Consider the following 20,241-nt stretch of genomic DNA (forward strand, 5'->3'; position numbering starts at 1 on the left):
TTTTAGATTCTAGGTAAGATTCTGCCATAGACGCTTTGCCCTAATGGCAAGGATATAAAATAATGGCGTGTTCATCACGCCTACAAAGGCTTTGATCATATAATCCGCTGCTGCCATATCCATACACTCGCTAAAGCTTTTCACCCCCCAAAATGCAAAGCTAAAGAAAATAAGTGTATCAAAAGCTTGCGCAAAAATTGTCGAAAAGCCATTCCTAAGCCACCAAAGCTTAGGGAAAAACCGCTTAAACGCATAAAAAATCGCCACATCAACAGGCTGGGAGATACAAAATGCCGCGATAGAAGCAAGCGCGATTTGCGAAGTAGCGGAGAGATATGAGGGGTAGAATGCAATGCAAATAGCTAGAGCGATGACTTTTGTAACATCTTGGCGGCGATACTTCTCACTTAGCACATCAAGGAGTAAAAAGCTAAAAGGATAGGTCAAAGCCCCAAAGGTCAAAGGCGTATCCCCCAAGTGAAACTGCACAGAGTAGTTTGCTGCGATGACAATTAGGCTTAGCAGACAGGCGGCGATAATAAGCACCTTTAAGGGCATTTTAGCAGGGGTGTTTAAAGTGGATTCTAGTGGTTTCATAGCTGTCCTTCAATGTATTTAATGAAGCTGCAATGGCTCTAAGCCGTGCTTTTGTATGCGATAGATTTTGGTACATTTTTGAGCGATAGACTCATCGTGTGTGGCGATGATGAGCGCGCCATTTTTGCTTGCTATATAAGCCAGCAAGGCGTCCATCACGCTATGAGCGGTAGCTTTGTCTAAATTGCCCGTAGGCTCATCGGCAAAGATTATAGTAGGCTGCTTCATTAGCACGCGTGCGATAGAGAGTCGCTGCTGCTGCCCGCCAGAGAGATCGGCGGAGTTTTGCTCCAAAGTATGGGCTATGCCAAAGTGCTCTAAAAGCTGCATATCAATGGGCTGCTTTGCCAAAATCGCGCCTATTTCTAAATTTTCCCTAGCACTAAAACCGCGGAAGAGATAGTGGGACTGAAAGATTATCCCAAGCTTTGTGCGCAAGAGACTAAGCCTTTGAGCCTCTTTAAGCGCGTAAATATCCTGCCCCAAAATCTCCACGCAGCCGCTATGTGGCTTTAGCATAGTAGAGAGATTTGCTAGTAGGGTGGATTTCCCCGAGCCAGAGACACCAAGGATAGCGACACTCTGCCCAGAATCCACTCGCAAATGGATATTCTCATAAAGTAGCGTATCAAAATGGTGCGATAGAGCTTTGGCTTGTAGTAGCATACTACTCCTTGTAGGATAGGATTCTAACAGCCCCTATGTCATCGACAAAGGGTGTGATAATGATAGAGCTAGAGTAATTTGCTGAATGCACAATCGTTGTGCTCTGTAATCTTGCGTAGTATTTTAGCAGCACACGCTGCAAAAATGGCTCGATACTTGGGTAAAACCACGCATTATTACTAATCATCACAAGATACTTAGGAGCATCGGCATAAATTGCTTTACTTGTGCCCTCATAGCAGATCGCATTGCGCCAGATTCTACCAAGTGCGCTAAAGTCTTGCGGATCTTTTGCTGCTTGTAGCCCATCTTCTATGCCAAAAAAGAGCTTATACAAAGGCTTTGCTAAGAAGTCTGGGAGCGGGATCTTCTCACCAAATGGGGCTAAAATGACTTTATGCAAGATTTGCAAGCTAGAGTTGCTAAAGACATAAGTGGAGTTATGCACCTGCTCACCTTGCGCGCTAAAAGCCCCAAGCACAATAGTAATATCCCTACTTTTTGCTAGAAGTGTTGCTAGCACTTGCTTTTGGAAGCTTAGCCTATCATTTAACACAAAGGGCAAAATCGTCTCTGGGAGAATGATCATCTGCTTAGATTCTGCTACGGCAGAATCTATCGCGCTAGCTATGCCTACAAGCACAGAGTCTATGGTGCTTTGCTCCCATTTGAGATCTTGGGGGATAGCACTTTGCATAATGGCAATATCCTTTGCAAGTGGCGTGATCTGCGCGCGCGCTTGGGTATGCGCGCTTGCCATAGATTCTACCCCCTGCCAATCTATGCACACAAGCAAGATAGCTACACTTCCTAGAATCCGTATTTTTCTAGCTCCACCACGATATAGCCCAAGTGCCAGCGCACACATAATGCCCACAAACGCTAAGTCCCCTACCCCAAACACACTATAAGCTAGCCACGCCTTAGGCACAAACCAATCAAACGAAAACGGCGCAAAAACCCCTAGCACAAATAGCGAGGCAATGCGATAGAGCTTGCTTGTAAAATAAAGCCCCAGATAAAACAAAGCCGCATAGATAAGCCCTATGCCTACACACACAAAGCCTAGCAAATATGGCGCGACAGAAAAGCGAAATGAAAGCCCAATCCAATAAAACAGCAAAAGCCCCGCAAAAAACCCAAAATACCCAATAATTGCACGAGGCACAAGCAGCCAAATACTAAAGCTTACTAGCACAAGCGCACTCATAAGCAAAGCACTAAGGGCTTGCGCTAGCAAACTAGAATCTAGCGTGAAAAATCCTGCCACAAGCACAAAGACATAGAGCCACGCACAAAACCCAAGCGCATAAAGCAAGCCAAGCATAAGGCGTGCGAAAAAAAGAGTGCCAGAATCTTTGCTAAAAATTTTGCGCATTCTCACGCGTGCGTTGGAGTTAAGGGCGTGAGATTTTAGCGTGGTAATCGTGTGAAAAAAATGGGAGAAAAGGTGGGGAGAAAAGGTGAATTCTAGCAAGCCTTGTGTAGAAGCTTTTTTCAAAATATTTACCTTGATTTTATGTATCTTTGGCTACAATGGTAGCCTTTTTAAGCTAAATTTTCCGTAAAAAGAGTGGTGATGAATTATATCGATGTCGCGCTGATTGTTATTATTGTCGTAATTGGATTTCGCGGGTTTGCTTCTGGGTTTGTCGCGGAGTTTTGTAGCTTAGTGGGAGTGCTACTTGGTGTATATTTAGGCTCGGTATTTGCTAGCCCTATGGGCAATGCGCTGAAAAATGTCTATAACTTTGGCAGCACTACGATCCACACGACTTTGGGATTTATCATCGTGCTACTTGTGTGCTGGGCACTCTTTGTGCTACTTGGGGTTGTGCTAGCTAGCAAGCTTGTGTTTTTGCGTTTAGATTTTCTTAACAAGGGCTTGGGCTTTGTGTTTGCTTCGGTTAAGGTGTTTTTCATCTTTAGCTTTATCGCCTATGCCGTATCGCAAATCAACTTTATCCGCGAGAATTTCGCACAAAGTGCTAGAGAAAAGAGCCAAATGTATGTCAATATGATCAATGTCGCGCAAAAGATTATGCACCTACCGGTGGTAGATGGGGCACTGCAAAATCTAAGCAATATAAGCCAAGGCAAAGCAAGTGCAGAGAGCTTTGCGCAAGGGGTTGAAGAGCTCAAGCAAGCTGCGCAGCAAAGCGTAAGTGGCAAGTAGCTATCTGTGTGGTTGTGCTATGTTTGATAATACCTACATCGCTCAAAGAGTCCAAAAAGCCAGTGCGCTAAGAGAGCTGGGGCTCAACCCTTACTCCAACGCACTTACGCGCACAATGAGCAATGCTGCATTTTTGCAACGCTACGCGCATTTGCTAGATTCTAGCCAAGCCCTAGAATCTAGCAAATCACCAGAATCTACAACACCAAAGCCCAATGCCACGCAAAAGAGCGAGCTAGAATCTAACACGACAGAGTCGCAGCCACTAGAGTCGATTGTAGGGCGTGTGAAGTTTATCCGCATTATGGGCAAAGCCTGCTTTATCAAAATCCAAGATGAAAGCGCGATCCTGCAAGCCTACTTGTCCAAAAACGAGCTAAGTGAGCAGGAGTTTTTAGTTGTTAAGAAGCTGCTTGAAGTAGGCGATATTGTCAATATCACAGGCTATGCTTTTGTTACCAAAACAGGCGAGCTAAGTATCCACGCTAGTGCGTGCAAGATTCTCACCAAGTCCATTATCCCGCTCCCAGAGAAATTCCACGGACTTACCGATATTGAAGCGCGCTATCGCCAGCGGTATGTGGATTTGATTATGAATCCTAGTGTGAAAAAGACTTTTATTTTACGATCGCGCATTGTCGCGCTTGTGCGGAGATTTTTCGAAGAAAGGGGGTTTTTAGAAGTGGAGACGCCAATGCTCCACCCAATCCCCGGAGGCGCAAATGCCAAGCCTTTTGTAACCCATCATAATGCCTTGAATGTAGATCGCTACTTGCGTATCGCACCAGAGCTGTATCTAAAACGGCTCATTGTAGGTGGGTTTGAAGCGGTTTTTGAGCTTAATCGCAACTTCCGCAATGAAGGTATGGATCACTCCCACAACCCAGAGTTTAGTATGATTGAATTTTACTGGGCATATCGCACTTATGAGGAGCTCATCGCGCTTACAAAGGAGTTTTTCACCTACTTGCTAGAGAAGCTTGCTCTCCCTACGAAGCTACCTTGGGGCGATGTGGAAGTGGATTTTAGCAAATGGAGCGTGCTAAGCTACAAAGAGAGCTTGTGCTCCATTGGCAATATCCCAGAGTCCGCGCTAGAGAATGCCAAGAGCCTAGAGTCCTACCTCTTGCAAAAGGGTGTAAAGCTAGAATCTAACCTCAACTATGGCAAGCTGCAAGATGCCGCCTTTAGCGAGTTTGTAGAATCTAAGCTCATCAATCCTACCTTCATCACACAATACCCCATAGATATAAGCCCTCTAGCTAGACGCAATGATGAAGATCCAAATATTGCCGATCGATTTGAGCTCTTTATCGGTGGCAAGGAAATTGCCAATGGATTTAGCGAGCTAAATGACCCGCTTGACCAATATGAGCGATTCCTTGCCCAAGTGCGCCAAAAAGACGCGGGCGATGAAGAAGCCCAATATATGGACGAAGACTTTGTCAATGCACTAGGCTATGGTATGCCGCCAACTGCTGGGCAAGGCATAGGGATCGACCGACTTGTAATGCTGCTGACAAACAACAAAAGCATTAAAGATGTGCTGCTTTTCCCCGCGATGAAGCCCCAAGCAAAGGCTACTGACACAGAATCTAGCTAAACCACTTACCATAAGGAGTTATGATGAGCTATGAGATAGAGCGAGTTGATGCAGAGATTTATAATCTTATCAACGCGGAGCTTACGCGCCAAAATGAGCATTTAGAGATGATTGCTAGTGAGAACTACACCTTTCCAGCAGTTATGGAGGCTATGGGCAGTGTGCTGACAAACAAATATGCCGAGGGCTATCCAAATAAGCGATATTACGGGGGCTGTGAATTTGTCGATGCAGTAGAGTCCATAGCCATTGAGCGAGCTAAAAAGCTCTTTGGTGCGAAGTTTGCCAATGTGCAGCCACACTCTGGTAGCCAAGCAAATGGCGCAGTCTATAATGCACTACTTAAGCCTTATGACAAGATTCTAGGTATGGATCTAAGCCACGGCGGGCATCTTACGCACGGCGCGAAAGTGAGCATTACAGGGCAGGTTTATCAAAGCTTTTTTTATGGTGTGGAGCTAGATGGCAGGATTGATTACGACAAGCTACGCCAAAGCGCGCTACTTGTGAAGCCAAAGATTTTGGTATGTGGGTTTTCTGCCTATACAAGAGAGCTAGATTTTGCCAAGTTTAGGGAGATCGCTGATGAAGTGGGCGCGATTTTAATGGCAGATATTGCTCATATCGCCGGACTTGTCTGCGCAGATGAATACCCCAATCCTTTCCCCCACTGCGATGTAGTAACCTCCACGACACACAAAACCCTACGCGGTCCTAGAGGGGGACTTATCTTAACAAATGATGAAGACATTGCCAATAAGATCAACAAAAGCGTATTTCCGGGCTTGCAAGGCGGACCGCTTATGCATATCATCGCAGGCAAGGCAGTAGGCTTTAAAGAGAACCTAAAGCCTGAGTGGAAAACTTATGCCAAGCAGGTCAAAGCAAACATTAGCAAAATGGCTGAAGTGCTTGTAAATAGGGGGTATGATTTGGTGAGTGGGGGGAGTGATAATCATCTTATTTTACTAAGCTTCTTATCAAAAGATTTTAGCGGGAAAGACGCAGACATCGCACTAGGCAATGCCGGAATCACGGTAAATAAAAACACCGTGCCGGGAGAAAAAAGAAGCCCATTTGTAACAAGCGGTATCCGCATAGGCTCTCCAGCACTGACAGCTAGGGGTATGAAAGAAGCGGAGTTTGAGTGGATAGCGCACAAAATCGCTGATATTTTGGATAATATTACTGATACAAAACTCCAAGAGAGCATAAAAGCGGAAATCAAGGAGCTAAATAGAGGGTTTGTGGTCTATCAAAAGCCCATTTTTTAAGGACGCAATATGACGGAAATGGAATTAAAGCTCATTAAAATGCACAGCGCGTTTTACTTCAAGAAGCTTGATGGTCTTGGTCAAAAGGTGCATTATAATGGGCGTTTGCTATTTGATAAATTCCAGCGCGTCAATAGTATGCTCACAAGCCAAATTATTAGAGATCACTTCGCGCGCAAGATTACCGTAGCCCATAGCTTGATTTTGCCCGGTGATAAGGTAGAAAATATCGTATTTGACTATAATGGCAGAAGCCCTGATCGCTTCTACCACAAAGCCCAGCTACTCTTGCGCGATGAAGGCTTTATCAACTTCACTGCATACAACACAAAAACCCCGGGGCATTTACATTTATATATCCATAAAGGACACACCGATTTGAGCGAAGGACAGAGACTTGCGCGCACGCTTTCACTAAAACTTGGGCAGAAAATGCCGCTTGAATGGCGTGTCTTCCCTAATATTGATTTACCAAGAGACTTTAATATACTCGTTGTGCCCTATGAGGTTTATGCCAAGGAGCGTGGAGCTTCGTGGGCTAGACATATGTAGATAAGGAGAGCATAGATGGAAGAAAGAAAAGAATTAAGCGAAATCTTACTGGGCAATAGCAAGCAGTCTTCAAGTGGGAAAAAGGCTGTATTTGTCGTCATAGCAGCTATTGTTATTATTGTAGTGGTTGCGTTTTTGGTGTGGAAGTTTCTCATCACCAAAGAAGAGCCACTAGCTAGCCCAAGCGAAATTGTCGATACAAGTGCGATGAAGCCAGCAGATGATTTGTTTAGCAGTAATTTTGGCACGCTAGATTTTGGGCAAGATACTAATAGCAATGTGCCCGGATCTGTTGATACATATGGTATGCCATCTATGCCACAAGACTTGAATCTAGGCTTTGAGCAAGAGCCTATCAATGCCCCTGATGACAAAGCTAACGGCACTGATATTGATAGCGCGCTTGATAACATTGAAGGAGCGATTACTCAAGCTCCTAAAGCCGCGCCCAAGGTAGAATCTAGCCCCAAGCCCCAAGCCCCAAAACAAGCAGAAAAGCCAAAGCAAGAAGCACCAGTGAAAAAAGCTCCAGAAGCTCCTAAGCCAGCGGCTAAGCCTGTCGCAGAGACACCCAAGGTAGAATCTAGCCCCAAGCCCCAAGCTCCTAAGCCTGCTGCACCAAGCACGCCGGCTCAATCTAATGGATCTGCGCCTACACAAGGATTCTATTGGCAAGTTGGTGCGTTTGAAAAAGAGCCAAATGCAGAGTTTTTAACACTGATTAAGAAGTATTCTTACAGAATCCAGCATATAGTCTTGGACAATAAGTCAAACACGCGCTATCTCTTAGGACCATACAAGAGCAGAGCCCAAGCTCCAAGTCGCGAAGAAATAGCAAAAATTTTTAAAGAAAATCCAACGCCCGTTGAAGTCCCATAATTTTGGGCTTTGGATTCTACTCTTCTATAAATACTTTTCATAAGACCCTTTCATCTAGCGGTCAAGGATACTGCCCTTTCTAGGCAGTCACGGAAGTTCGAATCTTTCAAGGGTCGCCATTACTGCAGTTTCATATTAAAACTTCAAGCCAAACTCTACCAAGTTAGATCTCAATTTAGCTCTTAGATTCTCTAGTGTATAGAATCTAAACCACTCAATTATGGAATCTAATTTGCTTATAGTGTGATGTAAGTCGAAGTTACTTAAGGAGTATCAATGATTTCTTTTGCAGCAGAGTCTAAAGTCTATTCTCTAGCATATAAAGCATTGGATTTCCGCTCTTTGCGGCAAGATTTGATAGCGGGTAATATCGCTAATCAAAATACGCCATTTTACCGCCCAAGAGATATAGAATTTACACAAATGCTGGCACTAGAGCAAGCAGAGATTCTTGAGCATAAAAAGCCACCGATCTTACACATAGCACGGACAGAATCTAAACATTTTAGCCTAGATGATAGCCGCACTTCACGCCATATCCACAAGCCTGATATGTTCTTCCGCGATGGACACTTGGCAAGAAATGATGGCAATAGCGTGGATTTAGACATTGAAACAACAGAGCTTGGGAAAAACTCCGTTGTCTATCAAGGGCTAACCACCGCGCTCAAAAAGCACAAAGGCATTTTAAATTACGCTATCGAAGCTGGCAAAAATATTTCATAAGGAGTAAGCGATGAACTTTTTCAACTCATTTGATATTAGCGGCTATGGACTATCAGCCCAAAGAATCCGCGCCAACCTAATCTCTGCCAACATCGCTAATGCAAACACCACACGCACCGATGAGGGCGGACCTTATAGACGACAAATGCTCTCATTTCGTGCATTTGACTTCAACAAAGCCCTCAACCAAAAGCTTGAGAAAAACTCCAATGGCATAGAGTATGAAGATCCACTTAATGAAGGAGATTTAGGTAAAACTCCAAAGCCTGCTATAATGGGCGTTTATATCGATAAAATTGTGCGCGATGATCGTGCGCCGATTATGAAATATGAGCCAAACCACCCTGATGCAAACTCTGAAGGCTATGTAGCATACCCCAACATCAATCCCGTTGTAGAAATGGCAGATCTCATTGAAGCCACAAGGGCTTATCAAGCCAATGTCGCAGCATTTCAAAGCGCGAAAACTATGGCTGGGAATGCGATTTTGATGATGCAAGCATAATGACAAGATATGTAGAGTAATTGAGCAAAGTTACAAAAAACCGATATAATACACACGATAATAAGCACGGAGAATACAATGGATGAGATTAAAACAATCGGCTTAAATCAAGCACTTTCTACCACAAGCTCTACAAAATCTCCCCGTGTCGCTGGTGACCAGAGCGCATCAAATGGGGAGTTTTCAAAACTTTTGAAAAAGTCCATTGATGAGCTTAATCAAGTCCAAGAAACATCTGACAAAGCCCTTGCTGATATGGCAAGCGGGCAGCTCAAAGATCTTCATCAAGCAGCCATTGCCATAGGCAAGGCAGAGACAAGCATGAAACTTATGCTAGAAGTGCGCAATAAGGCTTTGAGCGCATATAAAGAGATCTTGCGCACCCAAGTGTAGCTGATTTAGATTCTCGCGTATGCAGCTAGAAAAATCTCGTAGGATTCTTGTTTTTTTTCTGCTACTTTTGGTGGGGTTTGTTGTCTTTTTGGCTGTTGTGTATTTTAAGGTGGTTTTACCCCGCAAAATGCCCACCTTAATCATCACCAAGTCTGATATTGCCGTGCGCGGGAGTATTTATACCAAAGATAGCTATTCTCTTGCACGGAGCAAAAAGCTCTACAAGCTAAGCTTCAATCCACGCTCAATAGACCCGGACAAAAAAGAGCTTTTTATCAAGCTCCTAGAAATATATAGCCACATACCAAAATCTAAGATTTTAGAAGCCTTTGCCCAAGCAAGCTATACTACACTCTCTTACGCCATAAGCCCTAACACCGCTGCTAATCTCAAAGCTCTTAACGCCAAGCTGCTAGCTTATGATGTCTTCAAAGAATATGAAGATGATAATGGCAAGCTTGTGCAAAAAATCGGGCTTAGCATCGAAGTAAGTGGGATAGATAGGGAATATCCCTATGCAGACTTGCTAGAGCCCATTGTAGGCTATACAAGAAAGGATCAGGAGTTTGGGCTAACGATCCCAAAAGGTGTCGATGGGATCGAAAAGTCGCAAGACTCTATCCTTAAGGCAGTAAGCCACGGGAAAATATCAGGCAGGCGCGATATAGGGTTTAATATCATTCAAAGCAAGGGCGCGCTGCAACAAAGGCGCTATGATGGCTTTGATGTGGTGCTAGGCATTCCGCTTAAATTCCAGCAAAAGGTAGAATCTATCCTAGATGATGCCATTAGAGAATTTGACTCAGATGAAGTGATCGCCGGCGTGCTACACCCAAAAACCGGGCAGATTCTAGCCCTAGCTACCTCTAAACGCTTTAACCCAAAAGCTATACGCAAGCAAGACTACACGAGCCTAAAAATCCGCGCGATAGAGTCCTTTGAGCCCGGCAGCACGATTAAACCCCTAGTTTATGCCCTATTACTAGAAAAAAAGCTCATCAACCCCCTAAGCCCTATTGATTTAAACGATGGCTACTATCGCGTGGGGCGATATATCATCAAAGATGACTCCATAATGCCCAAAAACCCGACAATAGAAGATGTCCTACTACGATCGAGCAATGTAGGAATGGTCAAGCTCTCAATGCTACTTAGTGGGAGAGAGTTTTATGATGGGTTAAAAGCATTTGGGCTAGCGCAGATTACGGGGATCGATCTGCCTTATGAAAAAGATGGCATAATCCCCTCCGTGCGCGAGCTAAGTCAAGAATCCTCCGCGGCAAAGGCTTCGGTGTCTTATGGCTATCGCGTGCGCGTTACCTTTATGCAGCTTTTGCGCTCTTATGGGGCGTTTGTTAATGGTGGGTATTTGGTTACACCCCATATTACACAGCATTTTATCGCTCAAGATGGCTCCATCTATGTCCCCAATCTACAAGCCCCTAAGCACGCGATCTCTAGCACCACCGCACAAAAAATGCAAGAAATGCTTATCAAAGTTGTAGATTCTGGCACGGGCAAGGCAGCGAGAGTGGAGGAGATCATAGTCGGTGGGAAAACAGGCACAGCACGCGTAGTTTCATCATCTGGGGGATATGGTGAGACTTATAATGGCTCATTTTTTGGCTTTGCAAAAGATGATGAAAACGCTTATGTCATAGGCGTGGTAACCTTTGGCTCATCTGGGCAGCATTATTATGGCTCGCAAACTTCAGCACCCGTCTTTCAAAAAATCGCTAAAGAGCTTATCGCTCAAGGATATCTTAAACCAATCAAAAAGGATAAAAAATGATCCAGCACATTCGCTCACTACACGGACGCATTTTACACTTGCTTGCTTGTAGCGCGCTTTGTTTAGGTAGCTATGCAAACGCACTAGATTCTAAGCAGCTAGAATCCACTTTGAAAGCGCAAAGACTCTCTGCCAAGGTCGCACTCACACAGGACTCTAGCTTGCAGGGATTCTCCTTTGTCGTGGTAGAGCAAGGTGGATTTTGGATACCGCTGCTAGCAAATGATAGCGGCAGAGTCGTCCTAGGCATATCGCCAAATTTGATATTTACCACAGATGAGAAGTTTGAAGCAAAGCTTGCAGCACTTTTACAAAAAGTAAGCGCAAACAATAAGCAAGTTGCCGATAAGGGCGTGCTCAAGGTATTTAAACAACACACAAATAGCACGATCACCATCGCTAATGAAGCAGCTAAATATAAAACCTACATAGTGCTTGACCCCAACTGCCCATACTGCAGAGATGAAGTAGAAAAGCTTGAAGAGTATGCCAAGGATTCTACGCTTGAGATTATGGTTGTGGGCATTATCCAACAAAGCTCCATAAACAAAGCAGCAGCATTTGCCAAGCTTATCCAAAATGCTAAGACAAAGAATGAGCAAATCGCGGTGCTAAAAAGAGTGTTTGACAAGAGCTTTGACCCAAGTAGCGTGCGCTTTGCTAAAGAGACAGAGCAAGGAGACATTAGTGCTACTCTTGTAGCAACGGGTCTAGAGCTGCAAAAGGCAGGCTTGCAAGGTGTGCCCTATATCATCAAAGAGCCTATAAAGTAGATTCTATCTATGCGCTTAAGGGCGTTTAGTATGATTGAGCTAGTGTTTGTGATCGCAGTGATTGGCGTGCTAAGTGCCGCATTTATCAAGCAGCTAGATTTGGGCAAGAAAGCCTGCTACACCAAGCTAGCCCACACGCTGGCTTCTATACAAGAGCAGCTATCTATCGTGTATGCACGCCATAGCCTGCTAGCTACTATGCCCACAGAGACTGAAGTGCGCGCAATTATCCAAGCCCACGCACTAGAATCCCCGCAGTGTCGCATAGGCTTTGTGCGCAATCGCTTCCGTGCAGAAGTGGCAGGCGTGGGGACAAGCTTCACGCTAGAGCCGAGTGATTTTAGTATCCAGCCATCATTTAAATGCGCATTTTCTAATAATATTGTCTGCAGAGAAATCCTACTACGCATCAAAAAACTATAGCTAATTGACCCTAAAAGCTAGAATCTAGGTGCTTATGTGCAAGCTAGCATTGCAGATTCTACTTGATCTTTGCCCTATAAATATTATTTATATAATAATCTTAATACTAAGGTAAGAATAAAATTTATATAATCACATCAATATACAATGTAGTTAAGGATCAAGATGACAAAACCTGCGCGTGTGCTTTCTTGTATTGTGCTAGTAAGTGGGCTTAGCGCACAAGCCTTGCGTGCCACATCTCTACAAGAGCAAAAGACGCTTCAAGCAGTTACTACCATTGCCACAAAGCTTCCCACCCCCATAGAGCAAGCCCCGGGCAATACCACTATTATTGAGAAAAAAGACATTGCTATCCGCCCAAACTACCGCTTCACCGATACGCTGCGCGGCTATGAGAGCGTGCTTCAGCCTAAAGGTAGAGGTATGGAGACCTTTGATGGCGCGATGATTCGGGGCATTAGCAATGGTGCGCTGCTTATGGTAGATGGCGTGATTTTAAACGACATCAACAACAACACCAAAATGCTCACCACTATGCGCGCGCACGACTTAGAGCGCGTGGAAATTACGCGCGGAGCTAGCTCGGCTCTGTATGGTTCAGGCGCACTTAGCGGGGCTATCAACTTCATCACGGCTATGCCAGATTCACTCTCTGTGTATGGTAGCCTAGGCTATGGGAATCCATTTAGCCACAATGGCGCGCCAGAGAATCTCACAAATTGGTATCTAAGCGTGGGGGATAGCTTTTTTGACAAATCCTTGCGTGTGAAAGCCACTTATGGCGGGAGCTTCTCTAGCGGCTATGCAGCGGATAATGCGTGGGTCAATACAAGTGGTGATAATGGCATAAGCGGCTTAAGCGGCAGCGTCCCATCGCACAAAACCGATGGCACGCCGATTGTGCTTGTGGGCGATATGGGACACCAGCGATACGCCACACACGATGCTAGACTCAAAGCCCAAGCAGATATTGGCAGTAGTGGCGTGCTAGATGCGTGGGTGCAATACTCCAACTACAACTATATCCACCACCGCCAGCAAAGCTTTTTGCGCGATGAGCTTGGCGGCGTAGCGTGGGGCGATGCCACAAGCCCAAGCAGCACACAAGGCAGCGCACCTTATGCGTTTGTGGGCGGTATGGGCAATGAAATTTATAATCAAGTCATCTCTGCCCTAAGCTACACACACTACTTTGGCAGCAATGAGTGGCGCACAAGCCTAAATCACACCTACGGCAATGATATTTGGGCTGGTCCTAGCGGAGGGGCTTCGCCCTTTGGCGGAGCTGGGAGCAAGCAAGATCACCACTACAACACGCTAAACTTTGAAAGCTCTTTTACTCTGCGTTTGTCTCAAGCCCATAGCCTGCTTTTTGGCGTGCAGGAGCGATATAGCGGCTATAAGCAAAATGCCTATACTCTTAGCGATTGGCGCGAGTTTGCTTCTAGCACCGCACTTAGCAAGACAATCACCGGGACGCATAATTTCCTAGGCGCATTTGTGCATTATCAGGCAAAGTGGAGCAAATACCTTAGCACCGGGCTTAGTGGGCGGTGGGATTTGTGGCAGGGCTTTAACTACACAGACACCACCAAGCCCAATGCCCCAAATGCTACACATAATCAGTTCTCCCCCAAGCTCTCACTAAATTTCACGCCCTTTTCTAGCAGCTATGCCACGACAATCATCAAGGCTTCAGGGGGCAGCTCATTTCGCGCCCCTACTTTCAACCAAAAATTCCGCGACTATATCCGCAACGATGGCGTCCAAACTTCTGGCAACCCACACCTAAAGCCAGAAGAGCTATATAGCTATGATGTAGGGCTAGAGCAGTCCCTATACCCAGAATCCACTTTTGCCGCGCAACTCAAGCTCTACTACTTTGATAGCTTTTTCACCAATGCCATAACCACCATAGGCAAAAATTTAGAAAACGCCCAAAGAGCACGCATAAATGGCATAGAGCTATCATATAGGCAAAAGCTTTTTGGCTATGGAGGGCTGTTTGCAAGCTATACGCTCTACAATGCCAAGCTCACCCAAGATCTCGTATCAGGCGGCAGCGTAATCGCTGCGGGCAATCGCCTGCCCGGAGTCCCAGAGCATTCTGGCTATGTGCAGCTCTACTATGATGATGGCAAAGCCTTTGGCAGCCTAGGCTGTGAGATGGCAAGCAAGCGGTATAAGGACTTGGACAATGCAAGCCAGAAGGTATGGGGCGTGTATTCTAGTAGTGATGCCTACTATTTGCTTGATATGCGGCTAGGGTATAGAATGAAATATCTTGAGCTAAGTGCTAACTTTACCAATTTGCTTGACTACAAATACTACTCCTACTACCGCGCACCGGGCAGGGCATTCTACCTAGAAGTAGCAAGTAGATTCTAGGCTGGTTTATTGCATTTGCAAAGGCAAAATATCTTCGTTTGGATTCTAGGCTTATTGCCTGTCCAAGACTAAACGCTACTAGTCTCTTTGCGCCATAAGAGCTAGAATCCCCTTCTTGCACGCCTTGCCATCTAAAATCTGCACCACTTCATTGACAATGGGCGTGTAGATGTTTTTGCGCGTGGCAATTGTATGGATAGCGCGCGCCGTGCGCACTCCCTCAGCTACTTCGCCTATCTCTTCTAGCACGCTTTGCAACGCCCTACCCTGCGCAAGCCCCAGCCCTACGCGATAATTGCGCGAGAGTGTCGAGCCAGCTGTCAAAAACAAATCCCCAGAGCCAGATAGCCCCAAAAATGTCTCTGTCTTTGCCCCAAACACCTGCCCAAATCGCTCCATCTCCACAAGCCCACGCGCAAGCAAGGCGGCTTTAGCATTGTTGCCAAGCATTAGACCATCGCTTATCCCCCCAGCAATGGCTATGACATTTTTATACGCTCCTGCGATCTCTGCGCCTACTAAATCATCTCCCACATAAGTTTTCATAAATGCGGGAAAAAGCGTGCTAAAACTCTGGGCAGTGAGTGGATCTTGCGCGTGGATCGCTATGGCGCAAGGTAGGCATTGGCGCACTTCTTTGGCAAAGCTTGGACCACTTAGCGCGCAAATCTTACTAGAATCCACAAATTCCGCCGCGATTTGATGCACAAATGCCCCGCTCTCTTCTTCTATGCCTTTTGAAGCAAAGAGATAGCGCGCATTTGGATTCCTTGGGATTGTGGCAAGAAAGTCGCGCAAATATGCCACGCTAATAGCAACTACTACAAGATCTTGCGCGCAAGCCTCTTCTAAGCCAACTTGCCTAATCGCAAAAGGCGCGCCCCAAGCACTATCTAGCTCACGGCGCGAAAAAATCTGCACTTCTTGCTTATGTGCCAAAGCAAAAGCAAGCGCACTCCCCCACGCTCCACCACCACATACACTAATCATTGATCCACCTAAATTATGTTAATTTTATGTGTATTATAAACAAATTATCAACACTTGTGTAAAGTTGCAAGCCTAGACTAAGCCATTTGGCGATAGCAAACTAAGCAGTATTTTAGTGATTATTAAGTATATTTGAACCTTTACACATAAATTTAGCCAAGCTTCAGGGGATCTATATGCGGCATTTTCTCACGCTCAAAGACTTTAGCAAAGCAGAGCTCTATGAAATTATCGCACTAGCTTTCGTGCATAAAAGAGCGAAATCCAACTTTAAGGACTTTGTGCCAGCACATTTGCAAAAGGCTAGCTTACGCGATAAAAATGTCGCTCTAATTTTTGAGAAGCCCTCCACGCGCACGCGCGTAAGCTTTGAGGCAGGTATCAACCAGCTAGGAGGCAGGGCGATTGTGCTTATGGGCAAAGATACGCAAATCGGGCGTGGAGAGCCAATTAGCGATACAGCAAGAGTGCTTAGCGGTATGGTAGATATGGTGATGGTGCGCACATTCTACCAAGAGACTTTAGAAGAGCTTGCGCGCTTTAGCACAATCCCTGTGATAAATGGGCTCACAGACTCCTACCACCCAGCCCAAGTGCTAGCAGATGTGCTCACAATGATTGAGTGTGGATTCTACCTTGATGATTTTTCACACTACTATGCCAATTTCACAAAAAAGAATCCAAACGCCCCTAAGCTCCCATCTCGTGTAGATTCTCCCATAGTCGCCTATATCGGCGATGGGAACAATATGGCACACTCGTGGCTTAATTGCGCGGCGATTTTGGGGCTAGATTTTAGGCTTGCTACGCCTAAGGGCTATGAAGCAGAATCTAGCGTGCTAGCTTGTGCAAAAGAGCTTGCCAAGCACTCACAAGCTACAATCACTTGCACAAATGATCCAATCCAAGCAGCCACAAATGCGCATATCATCATCACCGATACTTGGATATCAATGGGACAAGAGGAGCAAAAGCAGCGCAAGCTCCAAGAGTTTGCAGGGTTTTGTGTCGATAGCACGCTTATGGGCTACGCGGATTCTAGGGCGATATTCTTACACTGCTTGCCAGCATATCGCGGCTATGAGGTAAGCGATGAAGTCATTGAGAGTGCGCAGAGCCAAGTGTGGCTAGAGGCGCACAATCGACTCTATATCCAGCAAGGAATTATGCTATGGCTACTAGCTCAAAACAACTAAACACAGCGCAGATTTTCCACTCTAATAATCTTGCTAAAGCAAGCAAAATCTCTAGCACACAGATATTGCTCAATTTAGAAAAAGGTGAGTTTAATCCACAAGAAGCGTGGTTTATCGAAGATGATGATGGGCAAGAGTATGTCGTAATGCCGCAAAACATTTTAAAGCATATCATCGGCATTATCCGCACTGCCCACGAAGAGAAGCTCTACCTAGAGCTCTCGCGCGATATTAGTCAAAATATCCCCATAGACTTTGATGATGTGATGGCAGTGGCTCTTGAAAATATAGAGTCCAAACGCCTGTCCGATGGCTCTTTGCCTAAAATCAATACCAAATCCCTAGTAAAGACAATCAAAAAGCAATATCCCAATCTCTTCCTCTCACTATCAGAGCGATTTCTCTCAAAAGGTATGCGATGAAAGTAGATTCTAGCACTTCTATAGACTTTGCGTTTTTGGCGCGCTACTCCACACAAGCACCGCGCTACACTAGCTACCCAACAGCCGTAGAATTCACGCAAGACTTCAGCTATGAAGATCTAAAGCAAGCCTTTATAAGGAATGATGAGAAAGCCAAGCAGGATTCTACCCCACTCTCACTCTATGTGCATTTGCCATTTTGCCGCAGTGCTTGCTACTTTTGTGGCTGCAATGTCATCTACACCAGCAAAGAGGACAAAAAGGAGCGGTATATAGAGTATTTGCAAAAAGAGCTAGCGATTTTATCAAGCCTGCTAGATACTAAGCGCGAAGTGGTGCAGCTGCACTTTGGCGGAGGGACGCCGAGCTTTTTTGACGAGAAGCAATTAGCACGAGTGATAGAGCTTGTGCGCAAAAGCTTTCCAAATTTTGCCAGCAGTGCTGAAGTAAGCTGCGAGATCGATCCTAGGTATTTCACTGATGGGCAAATGCAAGCACTGCGCGCAGGTGGGTTTAACCGCCTAAGCTTTGGCGTGCAAGACTTTGATGAAAGAGTGCAAGAAGCGGTGCATAGATTCCAAAGTGTAGAGCTTGTGCAAAGAGCTGTAACAATCGCTAGAAATGCCGGCATTAACTCTATCAATTTTGATCTCATCTATGGCTTGCCTTATCAAAGTGTGGAGAGCTTTATGCAAACACTACAAAAGGTAGTAAGCCTAAATCCAGACCGCCTAGCGATCTTCAACTACGCCCATATCCCGTGGATGAAAAAAACTATGCGCAAAATCGATGAAAGCACGCTACCAAGCCCAAAGACTAAGCTTGAGATCCTAAAATCTACCATTGACTTTCTCGCGCAAAAGGACTATGCGATGATCGGTATGGATCACTTTGCCAAAAAGAGTGATGAGCTCTATCTCGCGCTAGAGTCGCGCTCTTTACGCCGCAATTTTCAAGGCTACACGACACGCGGATTTTCACAAACTATTGGCATAGGGCTGACTTCTATCGGCGAGGGCTATGATTACTATGCGCAAAATACCAAAGACCTAGCCGTGTATGAAAAAGCCATTGATGAAGGCAGGCTGCCACTTGAGAGAGGCATTAGCCTAAGCCAAGAAGACATACTGCGCAAAAGTGTCATTATGGAGCTTATGAATAATCTATGCCTAGAGTTTGCCCCCTTTAAGCAGCAGTGGGGGCTTGATTTTACCGCGCATTTTGCCACAGAGCTTGCAAGCCTACAAGAATACATCGATCTAGGCATTTTGATCCATAATGAAAAGGGGCTTTACACCACGCCCACAGGGGCTATGCTTATCCGCAATATCGCTATGGTGTTTGACACCTACTTGGCTAAATCTCAAAAGCGCGCATTCAGCAAAACAATATGATAGATTTTAAAGCAATCGCCCAAGCGTGTGTGAAATGCGGGAAATGTATCCCCACTTGCACGATTTATCAAATCCATAGAGAAGAAGTAACTTCGCCTAGGGGGTATTTAGATCTAGTGGGGGCGTATGCTAGAGGGGAGCTGACGCTTGATAAGCTTACAAAGGAGTATTTTGAGTCCTGCTTCTTATGCACTACTTGCGTGCAGGCTTGTCCATCAAACCTTAGTGTTGATGTAGCCATTGAGCAAATCCGCATAGACATAGCCAAGCAGTATGGGATCGCGTGGTATAAAAGGGCGTATTTTTTCTTGCTTAGACATCGCAAGCTTATGGATATGGTCTTTCGCGTGGTGGCTTTCATCTCGCCTTGTCTTTTTAAGCAAGGAACGCAAGGCAATACCCTGCCCTTTAGCAAGCGTGTAGTCTTCCCCTTTAGCAAAAAAAGCTTCCTTAACACTTATAGCGGGCTTATCCCAGCCACCACGCCCAAATCCCAGAATCTAGCGCATAATAAAGTGGCGATTTTTATCGGCTGCTTGGCAAACTATAATTACCAAAATGTCGGCACAAGCTTGCTAAAAATCCTAGATAAACTAGGGATTGACGCGCTTGTGCCAAAGCAGGAGTGCTGCGGTGCGCCGGCGTTTTTCACCGGGGATATTGCCAGCGTGCTAGAGCTAATTAAGCGCAATATCGAGTATTTTGAGAGCTTTATCGATGAAGTTGATGCGATCTTAATCCCAGAGGCGACTTGCGCAGCTATGCTTATGCACGATTGGGAGAACGCCCTAAAGCGCGATGAGCAAGCCAGCACGCTGATCCCGCGCCTACGCAAGCTTACAAGCAAAATGGCTATGGCAAGCCAGTGGCTCTATCACCACACCACTCTTGCCACCCTACTAGAATCCTTGGGGGATTCGGCTTTGGGTGAGCATTCCGCAGATTTTGGGGATTTTATGGCAACCGCAGACCTCAAGTCTTGCTCTACCATAAAATCCCCAAAAAACTACGAAAGCCCCACCGCAATTCCTAGAATCCTTGAAGAAGCAAAATGGGCTGGGCGTGAAAACGCCGCCCCCCTAGAATCCACTTTTGAAAAAGTGGATTCTAGCAATCGCCCCACCATCACCTACCACGACCCTTGCCACGCCAAGAAGGTGCTAAAAATCCACCGCGAGCCTAGAGCCCTGCTAGCAAAATCTCATCGCATTATAGAGATGAGCGAGCCAGATAGATGCTGTGGCTTTGGCGGGGTGAGTATGCAAAGTGATCGCTACAAGCTAACACTACAAGCCGGCGCACCAAAGGCACAGATGATAGCTAGCACGCAAGCCCAAATTGTTAGCGCAGAGTGCAGCGCGTGTAGAATGCAGCTTACCAACTCCCTAGCCCAAGCGCAAGTAAAAACAAAGTTTATGCACCCCCTAGAGCTAATCGCTAGCGATTTAGACTCTTGCACTTTAGCCCCCCAGCTCTAACCCCAAAGAGC

At 45.6% G+C, this 20,241-nt stretch carries 20 protein-coding genes and 1 tRNA gene; 17 read left to right on the forward strand and 4 right to left on the reverse strand.

Going from position 1 to position 20,241, the window contains the following annotated elements; genetic code table 11:
- Positions 1 to 9: 9 nt before the first annotated feature.
- The 3 genes from F4V45_RS02715 to lnt are packed head-to-tail and all read right to left on the reverse strand — an operon-like array spanning position 10 to position 2,764.
- On the reverse strand, positions 10 to 597 hold the full coding sequence (locus F4V45_RS02715; RefSeq protein WP_023929465.1) for a queuosine precursor transporter: 588 nt from the start codon (positions 595 to 597) through the stop codon (positions 10 to 12).
- Positions 598 to 615: 18 nt separating this feature from the next.
- Positions 616 to 1,263, reverse strand: a complete 648-nt coding sequence (locus F4V45_RS02720) for an ABC transporter ATP-binding protein (RefSeq protein ID WP_150336954.1) — start codon at positions 1,261 to 1,263, stop codon at positions 616 to 618.
- Position 1,264: 1 nt separating this feature from the next.
- Positions 1,265 to 2,764: an apolipoprotein N-acyltransferase gene (lnt, locus tag F4V45_RS02725; protein ID WP_150336955.1), complete on the reverse strand. Its 1,500-nt coding sequence runs from the start codon at positions 2,762 to 2,764 to the stop codon at positions 1,265 to 1,267.
- A 78-nt stretch (positions 2,765 to 2,842) separates the two neighbouring features.
- On the opposite strand from lnt, the gene F4V45_RS02730 reads away from it, so the two are divergent.
- The 13 genes from F4V45_RS02730 (at position 2,843) to F4V45_RS02790 (ending at position 14,750) form a co-directional block, all read left to right on the forward strand.
- Positions 2,843 to 3,439: a CvpA family protein gene (locus F4V45_RS02730; RefSeq protein WP_150336956.1), complete on the forward strand. Its 597-nt coding sequence runs from the start codon at positions 2,843 to 2,845 to the stop codon at positions 3,437 to 3,439.
- 19 nt (positions 3,440 to 3,458) lie between these two features.
- Positions 3,459 to 5,042: a lysine--tRNA ligase gene (gene lysS / locus F4V45_RS02735; RefSeq protein ID WP_150336997.1), complete on the forward strand. Its 1,584-nt coding sequence runs from the start codon at positions 3,459 to 3,461 to the stop codon at positions 5,040 to 5,042.
- Between the two features lie 23 nt (positions 5,043 to 5,065).
- A complete protein-coding gene (locus F4V45_RS02740) occupies positions 5,066 to 6,316 on the forward strand; it encodes a serine hydroxymethyltransferase (RefSeq protein ID WP_150336998.1) in 1,251 nt (416 codons plus the stop codon).
- Positions 6,317 to 6,325: 9 nt separating this feature from the next.
- Positions 6,326 to 6,868, forward strand: coding sequence for a DUF1882 domain-containing protein (locus F4V45_RS02745; RefSeq protein WP_023929472.1), 543 nt, complete (start codon positions 6,326 to 6,328; stop codon positions 6,866 to 6,868).
- Positions 6,869 to 6,883: 15 nt separating this feature from the next.
- Positions 6,884 to 7,747 (forward strand): SPOR domain-containing protein, encoded by an 864-nt coding sequence (locus tag F4V45_RS02750; RefSeq protein WP_150336957.1) that lies wholly within the window; start codon positions 6,884 to 6,886, stop codon positions 7,745 to 7,747.
- Positions 7,748 to 7,790: 43 nt separating this feature from the next.
- A tRNA-Glu gene (locus F4V45_RS02755) sits at positions 7,791 to 7,866 on the forward strand.
- 157 nt (positions 7,867 to 8,023) lie between these two features.
- The gene (gene flgB / locus F4V45_RS02760; RefSeq protein ID WP_150336958.1) at positions 8,024 to 8,473 is read left to right on the forward strand and encodes a flagellar basal body rod protein FlgB; all 450 of its coding nucleotides are present in this window, start codon (positions 8,024 to 8,026) and stop codon (positions 8,471 to 8,473) included.
- 10 nt (positions 8,474 to 8,483) lie between these two features.
- Positions 8,484 to 8,978, forward strand: coding sequence for a flagellar basal body rod protein FlgC (flgC, locus tag F4V45_RS02765; RefSeq protein ID WP_023929475.1), 495 nt, complete (start codon positions 8,484 to 8,486; stop codon positions 8,976 to 8,978).
- Between the two features lie 78 nt (positions 8,979 to 9,056).
- A complete protein-coding gene (gene fliE / locus F4V45_RS02770) occupies positions 9,057 to 9,371 on the forward strand; it encodes a flagellar hook-basal body complex protein FliE (protein ID WP_150336959.1) in 315 nt (104 codons plus the stop codon).
- Between the two features lie 19 nt (positions 9,372 to 9,390).
- Complete coding sequence (locus F4V45_RS02775) at positions 9,391 to 11,163, forward strand: peptidoglycan D,D-transpeptidase FtsI family protein (protein WP_150336960.1); 1,773 nt, start codon at positions 9,391 to 9,393, stop codon at positions 11,161 to 11,163.
- Complete coding sequence (locus F4V45_RS02780) at positions 11,160 to 11,936, forward strand: hypothetical protein (RefSeq protein ID WP_150336961.1); 777 nt, start codon at positions 11,160 to 11,162, stop codon at positions 11,934 to 11,936. The genes F4V45_RS02775 and F4V45_RS02780 overlap by 4 nt, the downstream gene beginning before the upstream one ends.
- A gap of 9 nt (positions 11,937 to 11,945) precedes the next feature.
- Positions 11,946 to 12,359, forward strand: coding sequence for a type II secretion system protein (locus F4V45_RS02785; RefSeq protein ID WP_150336962.1), 414 nt, complete (start codon positions 11,946 to 11,948; stop codon positions 12,357 to 12,359).
- Positions 12,360 to 12,524: 165 nt separating this feature from the next.
- Entirely contained in the window at positions 12,525 to 14,750 is a 2,226-nt protein-coding gene (locus F4V45_RS02790; protein WP_150336963.1) for a TonB-dependent receptor, read from the forward strand.
- 78 nt (positions 14,751 to 14,828) lie between these two features.
- On the opposite strand, the gene F4V45_RS02795 is transcribed toward F4V45_RS02790, so the two are convergent.
- The gene (locus tag F4V45_RS02795; protein WP_150336964.1) at positions 14,829 to 15,740 is read right to left on the reverse strand and encodes an NAD(P)H-dependent glycerol-3-phosphate dehydrogenase; all 912 of its coding nucleotides are present in this window, start codon (positions 15,738 to 15,740) and stop codon (positions 14,829 to 14,831) included.
- Between the two features lie 176 nt (positions 15,741 to 15,916).
- Between F4V45_RS02795 and argF the strand changes: the two genes are divergently transcribed.
- From argF to F4V45_RS02815, 4 genes are read left to right on the forward strand one after another with little or no spacing between them, the layout of a single operon-like run.
- Positions 15,917 to 16,936 (forward strand): ornithine carbamoyltransferase, encoded by a 1,020-nt coding sequence (gene argF / locus F4V45_RS02800; protein ID WP_150336965.1) that lies wholly within the window; start codon positions 15,917 to 15,919, stop codon positions 16,934 to 16,936.
- The gene (locus F4V45_RS02805; RefSeq protein WP_150336966.1) at positions 16,912 to 17,358 is read left to right on the forward strand and encodes a DUF2603 domain-containing protein; all 447 of its coding nucleotides are present in this window, start codon (positions 16,912 to 16,914) and stop codon (positions 17,356 to 17,358) included. The genes argF and F4V45_RS02805 overlap by 25 nt, the downstream gene beginning before the upstream one ends.
- Positions 17,355 to 18,752 (forward strand): oxygen-independent coproporphyrinogen III oxidase, encoded by a 1,398-nt coding sequence (gene hemN, locus F4V45_RS02810; protein ID WP_150336967.1) that lies wholly within the window; start codon positions 17,355 to 17,357, stop codon positions 18,750 to 18,752. Before F4V45_RS02805 ends, hemN begins: the two co-directional genes overlap by 4 nt.
- Positions 18,749 to 20,230, forward strand: coding sequence for a (Fe-S)-binding protein (locus F4V45_RS02815; RefSeq protein WP_150336968.1), 1,482 nt, complete (start codon positions 18,749 to 18,751; stop codon positions 20,228 to 20,230). Before hemN ends, F4V45_RS02815 begins: the two co-directional genes overlap by 4 nt.
- Positions 20,231 to 20,241 lie beyond the last annotated feature (11 nt).

Source organism: Helicobacter canis (assembly GCF_008693005.1).
Taxonomy (GTDB): Bacteria; Campylobacterota; Campylobacteria; order Campylobacterales; family Helicobacteraceae; genus Helicobacter_B; species Helicobacter_B canis.